The following is a 12,133-nucleotide window of genomic DNA, read 5'->3' on the forward strand; positions in this document are numbered from 1 at the left end:
GCCCTAGGGGACACCGCCGGGAGCACGTCAAGTGTCCTCCCGTGCGCGACGCGGAGCAGGGCCGGTTCCGCGAATCCTTGTCCACCATGGACACCATCACTCGCCCCACCGGGGGAAGCCTGGCCCGCGTGGCCGGCTGGGCGCAGCGCCACCGGTGGCTCGCCGTCGCACTCTGGGCACTGATCCTCATCGGCGTCACCGTCACCTCCGGGCTCACCGGCAGCGCGTTCCACGACGACAACTCGCTGCCCGGCACGGAGTCGCAGCAGGTCGTCGACCGGCTACAGCACACCGCGCATTCGGGCGCCGGCGCGCAGATCGTGCTGAAGGCCGATGACGGCCTCGCCGCGCATCGATCAGTGATAGAGAGCATGCTGCGCGATGTCCGATTGCAGCCGCACGTGCGGTCGGTGACCGCACCGTTCGAGACGCTCTCGGCGGACGGCAGGATCGGCTACGCCACCGTCACCTTCGACGCGGCTTCGACCGACCTCCCCTACGACGACATCGTGAAGTTCGCCGACGCCGCGAAGCGTGTCGCGCCGGTCGAAGTCGGCCTCGCCGGCGATCCGGTCAAGCGGATCTCCGGAGGCGGCGGCCCCGCGGAAGGCGTCGGGCTGCTCGCCGCGCTGGTCATCCTCGTGTTCCTGTTCCGGTCGCTGCTCGCGGCCGGGTTACCGGTGCTCACCGCGGTGTTCGCCGTCGGCAGCACGCTCGGCGTGATCACGGTCGTCTCGCACTTCGTCGACATCGCGAGCTACACCTCGCCGTTGATGATGCTGGTCGGGTTCGGTGTCGGCGTCGACTACGCGTTGCTCGTCTTCTCCCGCTACCGCACCGAAATCCTCGCCGGGTACGACCGCGAAACAGCCGCCCGGCGGGCGCTCGACACCGCCGGCCGTTCGGTGCTGTTCGCGGGGACGACGGTGATCATCGCGCTGCTCGGCCTCCTCGCGCTCGGGCTCGGCGGGCTGCGCGGGGTGGCGCTGTCCGTCGCGCTCACCGTCCTGATGACGATGCTCGCGTCGGTGACGCTCCTGCCCGCGCTGCTGTCGCTCTTCGGCAAGCGCCTCGAGCGCGGAATCCGCCGGCACGCCGCAAAGCGCGACCACGGCAAGCTCTGGCGGCGGCTCGCGGACGGCGTCCAGCGACGTCCCGCGGCACCGCTGGCAATCGGCCTGCTGCTCCTCATCGGCCTGTCCATCCCGGCCGCGGGGATGCGGCTCGGGTTCGCCGACGCGAGCACCGACCCCGCCGGATCGACCACGCGGAAGGCCTACGACCTGCTCGCCGAGGGTTTCGGGCCCGGCTTCTCCGGCCCTCTAGCAGTGATCAGTGTGGACGGCGACCCCGTCGCGCTGCAGCAGACGCTCGCGTCGACGCCGGGCATCGCCCGCGCGCTGCCGCCGATGGGCGGGACCGTCCTCGTGTTCCCGACGACGTCGCCGCAGGACGAGGCGACCGCCGAGCTGGTGACGCGCCTGCGCACCGACGTCCTCCCGGCCCTGCCCGGCCACTACCTCGTCGGCGGCTCGGTCGCGGCCGCGACGGACTTCGCCGGCGCCGTCGCGGACCGGCTGCCGCTGTTCGTGCTGGTCGTCGTCGGGCTGTCCGCGCTGCTGCTGATGGTCGTGTTCCGGTCGGTCCTCATCCCGCTCAAGGCGGCGCTGCTGAACCTGCTGAGCATCGGCGCCTCGCTCGGCGTGATGACGCTGGTCTTCGGCGACGGCTGGTTCGGCGCGCAGCCCGGCCCGATCGAGGCGTTCGTGCCGGTGATGATCTTCGCGATCGTGTTCGGGCTGTCGATGGACTACGAGGTGTTCCTCGTCTCGCGGATGCACGAGGAGTGGCGGCGCACCGGCGACGCGCGGCTGGCGGTGCGCGAAGGGCTCGCCGCGACCGGCGGCGTGATCACCGCGGCCGGCGCGATCATGGTGCTGGTGTTCGGTGCGTTCCTGCTCGACCCGTCGCGGATGCTGGCGCAGTTCGGCCTCGGGCTGGCGGTCGCGGTGCTGCTGGACGCGCTGGTGATCCGCTGCCTGGTCGTCCCCACGGTGATGCGCCTGCTCGGCGCCCGGGCGTGGTGGCTGCCGCGGTGGCTGGACCGCCGGCTGCCGCACCTCGCGCTGGAGCCGTGACGCGAGGATGGCCGCCACGGCGTGGCGGCCATCCTCCTCCGGCGCGCGCCGGCAGAACTGCCGGTCAGCTCCCCCAGGCCGACGGCGTCTCGGACAGGCGGAACTCCAGCGCGCCGCCGGTCCGCAGGAAGGACTCGTCGAGCTTCCAGTCCCGCTGCGGCCGGCCCGACCGCCGGACGTCGGCGACGTACTTACCGCTGCCGGACGTCGTGATCCGGATCGACGCGCCACCCGCCGGCCGGACCACGGCGCTGGGGAACAGCGGGCTCGAGAGCAGCAGTTCCCCCGTACCCGGCGTCCGCGGGTAGAGGCCGAGCGCGGCGAAGACGTACCAGGCGGACATCGTGCCGAGGTCGTCGTTGCCGGGCAGCCCCGCCGGGCCGGTCGTGTACACGGTGGTGATCAGTTGCCGGACAGTTTCCTGCGTCTTCGCCGGCTGCCCGAGCTCGTTGTACAGCCACGGCGCGTGGATGTCGGGCTCGTTCGTCGGGTCGTACTTGAGCGGGCCGCCGCCCTTCAGCTGCCAGTTCCCGCTCGCGTCGTGGAAGAATTCGTCGAGACGGGCGATCGCGGCGGCCTTGCCGCCCATGGCGTCGGCCAGGCCGGAGACGTCCTGCGGGACCATCCAGGTGTAGGCCGCCGCGCTGCCCTGCGCGAAGCCGCGGTCGCTCGCCGGGTCGAACGGCGTCACCCAGCTGCCGTCGACGTTGCGGGCCTGCGCGTAGCCGGTGCCGGGATTGAAGACGTTGCGCCAGTACGTGCCCCGGGCGTGCAGCTCCGCAGCTTCGCGGGTGCGGCCCAGCAGCTCTGCGAAATGTCCGATTGCGGAGTCGGCGACCGCGTCCTCGAGCGTCTCGGCGGCGCCGCCCCAGCAGTGGCAGACGTCGTTGGGTGCGTAGTGCGACGTGAGGTACTGCGCAAGGTTCGGCCGCTGGCCGACGCACTGGCCGGGGCAGCCACCGTCCTGCAGTCCTTCCGGCCGCGGGACGGTCGCCTGCTCGTACAGCGACTCGAACGCGCCGCGGTAGTCGAAGTTGCGCACGCCCATCGCGTAGAAGGTCGCGATCGTCGCCGCCGACGGGTCGCCGGTCATCACGTGCGTCGCGCCGTTGACGTGCACCCAGCGGTCCCAGACGCCGTCGTTCTGCCGGGCGTAGTTGTAGAGCGACTGCGCGAAGTTCCCGGCCACGCGCGGTTCCAGCAGGGCCAGCAGCTGCACGTGGGCGCGGTACTGGTCCCAGCCGGAGAAATTCGAGTACTGCGCGTCCTGCCCGCGTTCGACTCGGTGGAGTTGCCGGTCCATCCCCAGGTACCGGCCGTCGACGTCGCTGACGAGGTTGGGCTGCTGAAAGCTGTGGTAGAGCGCGGTGGTGAAGACGATCCGCTGGTTCGCCGTGCCGCCGCCGACGTCCACCCGGCTCAGCTCGGTGTTCCATGCCTTCTTCGTCCTCGTGGCAATACTGTCCACAGTAGGCCGGCCTGGCTGCTCGGCGCGCAGGTTGCCCTCGGCGCCTTCGAGGGAGACGTACGAGATCGCGATCCGCATCGTGACGTCGCTGCCGGGCGCGAAGGTGACGTACCCGCCCGAACCGCGGCCGGCGCGGTCCTTGCCGGTCGCGTAGCCTTCGCCGCCGGTCTGGTCGAGGCCGCCGGGCTGCAGCGTCGCGTCCTGCCACGTTCCGGTGCCGGTGAACGGCCGGTCGAACCGCGCGGTGAAGTACAGCCGGTAGTAGGACTTGCGGTTGTTGACGCCGCCGTTCGCGCGGCGGCCGCAGAAGGCGCCGGTGAGCACGGACCCGGTGACCGTGCGGTTGGCCGGATCGAGGTGGGTCTCGGCGTCTTCGCTGCCGTTGAGCGAGTTCGACGTGCGGAAGAGCAGGGACGCGGGCTTGCCCGCCGGGTAGCGCAGGGCGGCGATCGCGGTGCGTTCGGTCGCTGCAGTGTCCGTCGTGACGCCGTTCTGCAGGACGAGACGGTAGCGTCCCGGCGTCGCAGCTTCGTCGGCGTGGCTGAAGTTGCTCGCGTAGACGGCGTCAGTGGTGTCAGCGGTCGGCGAGGAGGTGACGTCGCCTGCGAAGGGCAGGATCGGCACGTCCCCGGCGGCGCCCGGGTTGCAGCCGGCGCCGTTGACGTGGGTGAGGCTGAAGCCGCGGATCCGGGTGGTGTCGTACTGGTAGCCGTTGGCGGCGCCGGTCGAGGTCTGGTCGCCGCGGGTGCTGGTCGGGCTCCAGGCGAGCATGCCGAAGGGCGCGGTCGCTCCGGGGTAGGTGTTGCCGTCCCCGGCCGAGCCGATGAGGGGATCGACGAAGTCGGCGGGACTGAGGTCGGCGGCGGCTGACATCGTTGTCAACACGGCGGCGAAGAGGGCGGCGGCCAGTGCCACCGTGACGGGACGGCGCATGGGCGGAGATTAACCGGCTCCGGTGGCTGCCCGGCGAACTCCGGGTGGACAGCTTTCCGGACAGTCGCTTCGGCGCGGGCCGAAGGCCCCGGCCCTTACGTTCGCCACCATGGAGATCAAGCCCCGGATCCTGTACTTCGGCACGCCGGTGGTGCTGCTCAGCACCGAGAACGACGACGGCAGCGCGAACCTGGCCCCGATGTCCTCGGCGTGGGCGCTCGGCTGGACGGTCGTGCTCGGCATCGCGGCCGACGGCCAGACCGCGCACAACCTCCGCGCCCGCCCGGACGTCGTCGTCAACCTGCCGGCGCCGGCGCAGTGGGAGGCGGTGGAGCGGCTGGCGCCGTTGACCGGCCGCGACCCGGTGCCGGCGACCAAGCCGATGTTCCGCCACGAGCGTGCGAAGTTCGCAGCCGCGGGCCTGACGCCGGAGCCGTCGCGGCTGGTGCGGCCGCCGCGGGTCGCGGAGTGCCCGCTGCAGCTGGAGGCCCGATCGGTGATAGAGCAATCGGACATCAGCGGGGAGTTTCACATCGTGCAAGCGCAGGTGCTGGCGGTGCACGCAGCGCCGGAACTGGTCGTGCCGGGTACCGAGCACATCGACCCGAAAGCGTGGAGCCCGCTGATCTACAACTTCCGGCACTACTTCGGGCTCGGCGCCGAACTCGGGCACAGCTTCCGGTCCGAGACGCGCTGAAGGGCCCTCCCTGGCCGAGGAGGGCCCTTCAGTCAGTGCTTATTCGTAGATCTCGCCCTTGGCGGCCTTCTCGACCAGGGACTGCGGCGGCTCGAAGTGGTCGCCGTAGCGCGCGGCCAGCTCACGGGACCGGTCGACGAAGCCCTGCAGGCCACCCTCGTACTGGTTGATGTACTGGATGACACCGCCGGTCCACGCCGGGAAGCCGATGCCGAAGATCGAGCCGATGTTGGCGTCGGCCACCGACGTCAGTACGCCTTCGTCGAAGCACTTGACCGTTTCCAGGGCCTCCGCGAAGAGCATCCGCTCCTTGAGGTCCTCGAACGGCACCTCCGCCGAGCCGGACTTGAACGCGTCCCGCAGGCCAGGCCAGAGCCCGGCACGCTTGCCTTCCGAGTCGTACTCGTAGAAGCCCGCGCCCGTCGAGCGGCCCTTGCGGTCGAACTCCTCGACCATCCGGTCGATCACGGACTCCGACGCGTGCGCCTTCCACGTGCCACCAGCGGCCTCGATCGCCTCGCGCGTCTCCTTGCGGATCTTGCGCGGCAGGGTCAGCGTCAGCTCGTCCATCAGCTGCAGCGGCGGCGCCGGGTAGCCGGCCTGCGAACCCGCCTGCTCGATCGACGCCGGCTCGACGCCCTCGCCCAGCGCAGCGACGGCCTCGTTGATGAACGTGCCGATCACGCGGGAGGTGAAGAAGCCGCGGCTGTCGTTGACGACGATCGGGGTCTTCTTGATCTGCAGCGTGTAGTCGAAGACCTTGGCCAGCGTCGCCGGCGACGTCTTCTCGCCGCAGATGATTTCGACCAGCGGCATCTTGTCCACCGGCGAGAAGAAGTGGATCCCGATGAAGTCCTCGGTCCGCTGCACGCCCTCGGCGAGGGTGGTGATCGGCAGCGTCGAGGTGTTGGAACCCAGCACCGCGTCGGCGTTGACGATGCCCTCGATCTCGCCGAAGACCTTGTGCTTCAGCTCGACGCTCTCGAACACGGCCTCGATGACGAAGTCGACGCCCGCGAAGTCGGCCGGGTCGGCGGTCGGCTTGATCTTGGCCAGTAGCGCGTCCGACTTCTCCTGCGTGGTCTTGCCGCGCGAAAGGGCCTTCTGCTCGATCTTGGCCGCGTAGCCCTTGCCCTTCTCGGCCGCCTCCTGCGAGACGTCCTTGAGCACGACGTCGATGCCGGCCTTCGCCGAGACGTACGCGATCGCGGCACCCATCATCCCGGCGCCGAGAACACCGACCTTCTTCGCGGTGTACTTCTCGAAACCGTCCGGACGCGAGCCGCCGGAGTTGATGGTCTGCAGGTCGAAGAAGAACGCCTTCGTCATGTTCTTCGAGACCTGGCCGGTGGCGAGGTGGATGAAGTAGCGCGTCTCGATCTGGATCGCGGTGTCGAAGTCGACCTGCGCGCCCTCGATCGCGGCAGCCAGGATGGCCCGCGGCGCCGGCATGTTCGCGCCCTTGATCTGCTTGCGCAGGTTCGCCGGGAACGCCGGCAGGTTGGCTGCGAAGCTCGGGTTCGACGGCGTGCCGCCCGGGATCTTGTAGCCCTTGACGTCCCACGGCTGGACGCCGCCTTCGGGGTTCGCCTTGATCCACGCCTTCGCGGCGGGGACGAGCTCCTCGACCGTGCCGACGAGCTCGTGCACCAGGCCGAGTTCCAGGGCCTTGGCGGGGCGGTGCCGCTGGCCCTGCAGCAGGACGTTCAGCAGCGCGCTCTGGATGCCGAGCAGGCGCACGGTGCGGACCACGCCACCGCCGCCGGGCAGCAGGCCCAGCGTCACCTCGGGCAGGCCGATCTGGCTGCCCTTGACGTCGGCGGCGATGCGGTGGTGCGTCGCCAGCGCGATCTCGAGGCCACCGCCGAGCGCGGCGCCGTTGATCGCCGCGACGACCGGCTTGCCGAGCTGCTCGATGCGGCGCATCTGCCCCTTCATCAGGGTGCTGCCCTCGGTCAGCTCGACCGCGTGCTCGGGCTTGGCCTGGATGAGGTCGTTCAGGTCGCCGCCGGCGAAGAACGTCTTCTTGGCGGACGTGAGGACGACACCGGTGATGCTGTCCTTCTCCGCCTCGAGGCGGTCGACGGTGACGCCGAGCGACTCGCGGAAGTCGGCGTTCATCGTGTTCGCCGACTGGTTCGGGTCGTCCAGGGTCAGGGTGACGATGCCGTCGGAGTCCTGCTCCCAGCGGATGGTCTTGCTCTCGGCCATTGTGGTCCTCACACCCGCTCGATGATGGTCGCGACGCCCATGCCGCCGCCGATGCACAGGGTCACCAGCGCGCGACGCGCCTGGCGGCGTTCGAGCTCGTCGACCACCGTGCCGACCAGCATCGCGCCGGTGGCGCCGAGCGGGTGGCCCATGGCGATCGCGCCGCCGTTGACGTTGACCTTCTCCTCGTCGAGGTGCAGGTCCTTGATCCACTTGAGCACGACGGAGGCGAACGCCTCGTTCAGCTCCCACAGGTCGATGTCCTCGGGCGTGAGGCCCGCGGTCTTCAGCACCTTTTCGGTGGCCGGGGTGGGGCCGGTGAGCATGATCGTCGGCTCGGAGCCGACGGTCGCGGTCGCCACGATCCGGGCGCGCGGGGTCAGCCCGAAGGTCTGGCCGATCTGCTCGGAGCCGACCAGCACCAGCGCGGCGCCGTCGACGATGCCGGAGGAGTTGCCGCCGGTGTGGACGTGGTTGATCTTCTCGACCGAGTGGTACTTCTGCAACGCCACGGCGTCGAAGCCGCCCAGCTCACCGATGCCGGCGAACGCGGGCTTGAGCTTGCCGAGGCCCTCGACGGTGGAGCCGGGACGGCGGTGCTCGTCGTGATCCAGGATCGTGACGCCGTTGAGGTCCTTGACCGGCACGACGGACTTGGCGAAGTAGCCGCCGGACCACGCCGCTTCGGCACGGTCCTGCGAGCGGACGGCCCAGCGGTCGACGTCTTCGCGGGAGAAGCCCTCGATGGTCGCGATCAGGTCGGCGCCGGTGCCCTGCGGGACGATGTAGTTGTCGTACGCGGTGGCGGGGTCCATGAACAGCGCGCCGCCGTCGGAGCCCATCGGCACCCGCGACATCGACTCGACCCCGCCCGCGATGACCAGCTGGTCCCAGCCGGAGCGGATCTTCTGCGCGGCGGTGTTGGTGGCCTCGAGGCCGGAGGCGCAGAAGCGGTTGAGCTGCACGCCGGCGACGGTCTCGGGCAGGCCCGCGTTCAGCGCGGCGGTGCGCGCGATCACGGCGCCCTGCTCCCCGACGGGCGAGACGACGCCGAGCACGATGTCGTCGATCACCGCGGGGTCGAGGTTCGGGTGGCGGACCTTCAGTTCGTTGATCAGGCCGACCACCAGGTCGACCGGCTTGGTGCCGTGCAGGGCACCGCCCTTGTTCTTGCCGCGAGGCGTGCGGATCGCCTCGTAGATGTAGGCCTCGCTACTCACAGAACACTCCTCGCGAGCGGATGGGACGTCGTCGTGCCTAGCCGTGTCGCAGCCGACTATACCGGCCAGTAGGGCTAATGCCCATTAACATATCGCCGGATAACCCCATGGTGTCAATGGGTTGCAGGTGTGCCATGAGCCGCTATCGTTCACTCACCATGACCGACGTCGAACGCAGCTCGCGCCCCCGCGACCGCAAGGCCCAGCTGGCCGCGGTGGCGGCGGAGCTGTTCCGCGCGCGGGGCTTCCCCGGCGTCGGCATCAAGGACATCGCGGACGCGGCGGGCGTCACCGGGCCGGCGCTGTACCGCCACTTCGCGGACAAGCAGGCGATCCTGGCGTACGTCGTCCTGAGCGGCTTCGAAGACATGGAAGCGGCGACGACGGAGGCCCTGACGGACGCGGTTTCCCCCGCTGACCAGCTGGAAGCCCTCCTGACGCGGCTGGCGACGCAGGCTGTCGAGCGCCGGGAGATCGCGGCGCTGTGGCGCTGGGAAGGGCGGCACCTGCCGAAGGAGGACCAGCGGGAGATCGCGCGTCGCTCAGCCCTGGCGCTGGCGGCCTGGGCCAAGGCGCTGCTGTTCCGGCGTCCCGAGCTGCCCGGCGAGGATGCGGAGCTGCTCTGCTGGGCCGCTCTATCAGTGTTCGGGAGCGTGTCGGTCCACCACACGTCGGTAGCGCGCCGCCGCTTCGCGCAGCTGCTGGTCGGCCTGGCTCTCGATGTGCTGAACGCCACACTGCCGGCGGCGTCGCCCGAGGCTGATCCGCCGTCGTTGCGCCTCGGCACACCGTCCCGCCGCGAGCAGGTCCTCGCGGAGGCAACGGCCCTGTTCGCCCAGCGCGGCTTCCACGACGTGAGCATGGAGGACATCGGAGCGGCGGCGGGCATAGCGGGCCCGAGCGTCTACCGCCACTTCCCGAGCAAGGCGGCCCTGATGGTGGCCATCGGCCACCGGGCGGCGGACAGGCTGGCGCTGGCGGCGGAGCGAGCGCTGCAGGCGTCCGACGAAGTTTCGGCGTTGCGCAGGCTGGCGGCGTCGTACGTGCACACGATCCTGCACACGCCGGAACTGCTGGTGTCGTTCTCGGCGGACCGCGTCACGATGCCGGACCGCGACAAGACGGACCTGTTGCGCGTACAGCGCGACTACGTGGCCCAGTGGGTGACGCTGCTGTCGGCGGTACGCCCGGAGCTGCCACCGCGGGAAGCGAAGATCACGGTGCACGCGGCGTTAACGATCGCTAACGACCTGGCCCGCACCCGCCGCGTGGCATCGAGACCCACCTTCGAGGCGGAGCTGACGACGTTGCTCCACACCGTCCTCGGCGTCGTCTGATCGGCGCACGGCCTCCGTCCCTGTCGCAACCGCACGAAATGCGGGACAATGAAACCGGGCCGACGGGGTCCGTTCTCCCTGCGAGAGGGGAAATCGTGACGCAGCAACCGCGCTCCGGCGGGGAAGCGGGAATCGAATCCGATCTCCTGGATCTGAGCGCAGTACCGTTGTCCAGCCTCCGCACCTTGGAAAGCAGCCTGCTCAGGGAGTCGGTCATGCACGCCGTGCAGGGTGTGGGGCACATCCAGATCACCGCGAGCGGCAGCGACAAAGGAGCCAAGCGAGTCGATTGACGGCGACCGCCCGTACACCTGGCCAGGAGGAGCGCTGTGGGCACGGACCTGAAGCTCCACCAGCTGCCCTGGGCGGCGTTCGATGCCATCGCACGGGCTTCGGGTGGCCCGGAACCGATCCGGGAATTGCGTGCAGCCGAACGGAGCCGCCGATTGCTCCTCCTGCGCGGGCTCGTCGACGAAACGACCAAGAGAGGCGACGCATTCGGCCCGCTGCCCTCCGCGGAATCGGCGTGGGAACTACTGGCCCGCGCGCAACACCGCGCACCGGACGCCGTGGAGATCCTGCTCGCCCACCCCTACACCGGCAGCTGGGCCGGCTACACGACGCGGTTGCTGCACCAGCAGGTGAGCGGCACGAGCCCGCTGTGGGTCCACATCGGACACATTCACTGCATCGCCGCGGCGGCGGCGATCCGGGCCGGGCTCGGTTTCGAAACCGCGATACCGCTCTGGCAGGGAGACGCGTCGCTGCCGACGCTGGGCGCCGCCCACCTCACCACCGATGAGCCCTTCGCCACCGCAACCGTCCGCAGCGACGGCGATCAGGTGTTCGTCGAGAACGACGACTCCCGGGTCCGGCTGCCCCGGGACTGGTCAGTCGACCGGCCCGGCTGGTCGGGCCTCCGGCAGGCCGCGGCGTGGTCGGGGGAACACCGGCTCGTGGTCCGGCTGGACGATCTCGACCCCTACCGCGGCCTCTACCAGCCGGTTCCGCCGCGACGCCTCACAGCGGCCGAAGCCGAGTCGTGGCGAACCACGCTCGAAGACGCCTGGCGGCTGCTCGTCGCCCACATCCCCGAGGTCGCCGAGGCGATGGCCGAGGGGCTCGACTCGATCGTGCCGGCGCCGGCCGTCCCGTTCCGGCTGCCCAGCGCGTCGACCGGCGAGGCGTTCGGCAGCGCCATCATCGCCCACCCCAGCGAGCCGGCGGTGCTCGCGGCCGCTTTGGTCCACGAGTTCCAGCACATCCGGCTCGGGGGCATCCAGCACCTGGTCCGGCTCAGCGAAGACGACAAGCGACAACGCATTTACGCGCCTTGGCGCGACGACCCCCGGCCGATCGCCGGCGTGATCCACGGGATCTTCGCGTTCTTCGGCGTCACGCTGTTCTGGCGAGCGAAGGCGCAGGCCACCCCCGAAGATCGGCTCGCCGCTTTCGAATTCGCGCTCTGGCGCACCGAAACTTGGCGCACCCTGCAGAGTATCCGCCGCGACGCGGCACTCACGTCCGCCGGCCGGCGGCTGCTCGACGGCGTGGCCGAGCGGCTGGGTCCCTGGCAACACGAGCCGGTGGACCGCCGAGCGGCCGAGTGGGCCGCGCTGGTCGCCGCCGACCACCTCGCCGGGTGGCGGGCCCGGCACCTGCGGGCTGATCCGGACACGATCACGAGACTGTCGGACGCGTGGCGCGCGGGGGAAACCCGGCCCTGGCGAACCCCGGATCCGGGCGTACCCACACCGGTCCCCGACGGCAGCTGGCCCGACGCACGAGCCGACCTGATCCGGCTCACGCTCGGCGAAGGCGAGGCCGGCCTCGACGCCGACTGGCAATCCGTTCCCGGCTCGCTCCGGGCCGACTACGACCTCGCCGCGCACCGCAGCGACGCGGCCGTCGCCGGGTACCGACGTGAGCTGACCACCGACCCCGACAACCCGTCCGCACTGGTCGGGTTGGGCCTGGCCCTCACCCAGCGGGGAGCAAACGCCGCGGGCCGCACTCTGCTGCACCACCCGGAACTGGTCCGGGCTCTGCACCGCAGCCTGCGGACGGAACCCGGAGCAGGTCCTTCACCGGAAGCGCTCGCCGGCTGGCTCGGCCGGTTCACCCACTGA

The 12,133-nt window shown here is 70.6% G+C and carries 8 protein-coding genes; 5 read left to right on the forward strand and 3 right to left on the reverse strand.

Annotation, left to right across the window (positions count from 1 at the left end):
- Positions 1-86 precede the first annotated feature (86 nt).
- Positions 87-2,138: an MMPL family transporter gene (locus tag C2L59_RS05765; protein WP_103348593.1), complete on the forward strand. Its 2,052-nt coding sequence runs from the start codon at positions 87-89 to the stop codon at positions 2,136-2,138.
- Between the two features lie 64 nt (positions 2,139-2,202).
- Here C2L59_RS05765 and C2L59_RS05770 read toward each other — a convergent pair whose 3' ends face one another.
- Entirely contained in the window at positions 2,203-4,539 is a 2,337-nt protein-coding gene (locus C2L59_RS05770; protein WP_103348467.1) for a GH92 family glycosyl hydrolase, read from the reverse strand.
- Between the two features lie 109 nt (positions 4,540-4,648).
- Here C2L59_RS05770 and C2L59_RS05775 point away from each other — a divergent pair, with 109 nt between their 5' ends.
- Entirely contained in the window at positions 4,649-5,236 is a 588-nt protein-coding gene (locus C2L59_RS05775; protein WP_103348468.1) for a flavin reductase family protein, read from the forward strand.
- 39 nt (positions 5,237-5,275) lie between these two features.
- Here C2L59_RS05775 and C2L59_RS05780 read toward each other — a convergent pair whose 3' ends face one another.
- Both C2L59_RS05780 and C2L59_RS05785 read right to left on the reverse strand, forming a co-directional pair.
- A complete protein-coding gene (locus C2L59_RS05780; RefSeq protein WP_103348469.1) occupies positions 5,276-7,447 on the reverse strand; it encodes a 3-hydroxyacyl-CoA dehydrogenase NAD-binding domain-containing protein in 2,172 nt (723 codons plus the stop codon).
- A gap of 8 nt (positions 7,448-7,455) precedes the next feature.
- A complete protein-coding gene (locus C2L59_RS05785; protein WP_103348470.1) occupies positions 7,456-8,667 on the reverse strand; it encodes an acetyl-CoA C-acetyltransferase in 1,212 nt (403 codons plus the stop codon).
- A gap of 158 nt (positions 8,668-8,825) precedes the next feature.
- On the opposite strand from C2L59_RS05785, the gene C2L59_RS05790 reads away from it, so the two are divergent.
- The 3 genes from C2L59_RS05790 to C2L59_RS05800 all read left to right on the forward strand — a co-directional run bounded on the left by C2L59_RS05790 (position 8,826) and on the right by C2L59_RS05800 (position 12,133).
- A complete protein-coding gene (locus C2L59_RS05790) occupies positions 8,826-10,004 on the forward strand; it encodes a TetR/AcrR family transcriptional regulator (protein WP_103348471.1) in 1,179 nt (392 codons plus the stop codon).
- A 95-nt stretch (positions 10,005-10,099) separates the two neighbouring features.
- Positions 10,100-10,297 carry a hypothetical protein gene (locus C2L59_RS05795; protein ID WP_103348472.1) on the forward strand — a complete coding sequence of 66 codons (198 nt, stop codon included), beginning with the start codon at positions 10,100-10,102 and terminating at the stop codon, positions 10,295-10,297.
- A gap of 153 nt (positions 10,298-10,450) precedes the next feature.
- Entirely contained in the window at positions 10,451-12,133 is a 1,683-nt protein-coding gene (locus C2L59_RS05800) for an HEXXH motif domain-containing protein (protein ID WP_233223292.1), read from the forward strand.

The organism is Amycolatopsis sp. CA-128772 (assembly GCF_002904295.1).
GTDB lineage: Bacteria > Actinomycetota > Actinomycetes > Mycobacteriales > Pseudonocardiaceae > Amycolatopsis.

What these genes read in the sequence shown, in the direction of transcription:
- C2L59_RS05765 (WP_103348593.1), top strand. Translation starts at nt 87, where the DNA reads ATGGACACCATCACTCGCCCCACCGGGGGAAGCCTGGCCCGCGTGGCC.
- C2L59_RS05770 (WP_103348467.1), bottom strand. Translation starts at nt 4,539, where the DNA reads ATGCGCCGTCCCGTCACGGTGGCACTGGCCGCCGCCCTCTTCGCCGCC.
- C2L59_RS05775 (WP_103348468.1), top strand. Translation starts at nt 4,649, where the DNA reads ATGGAGATCAAGCCCCGGATCCTGTACTTCGGCACGCCGGTGGTGCTG.
- C2L59_RS05780 (WP_103348469.1), bottom strand. Translation starts at nt 7,447, where the DNA reads ATGGCCGAGAGCAAGACCATCCGCTGGGAGCAGGACTCCGACGGCATC.
- C2L59_RS05790 (WP_103348471.1), top strand. Translation starts at nt 8,826, where the DNA reads ATGACCGACGTCGAACGCAGCTCGCGCCCCCGCGACCGCAAGGCCCAG.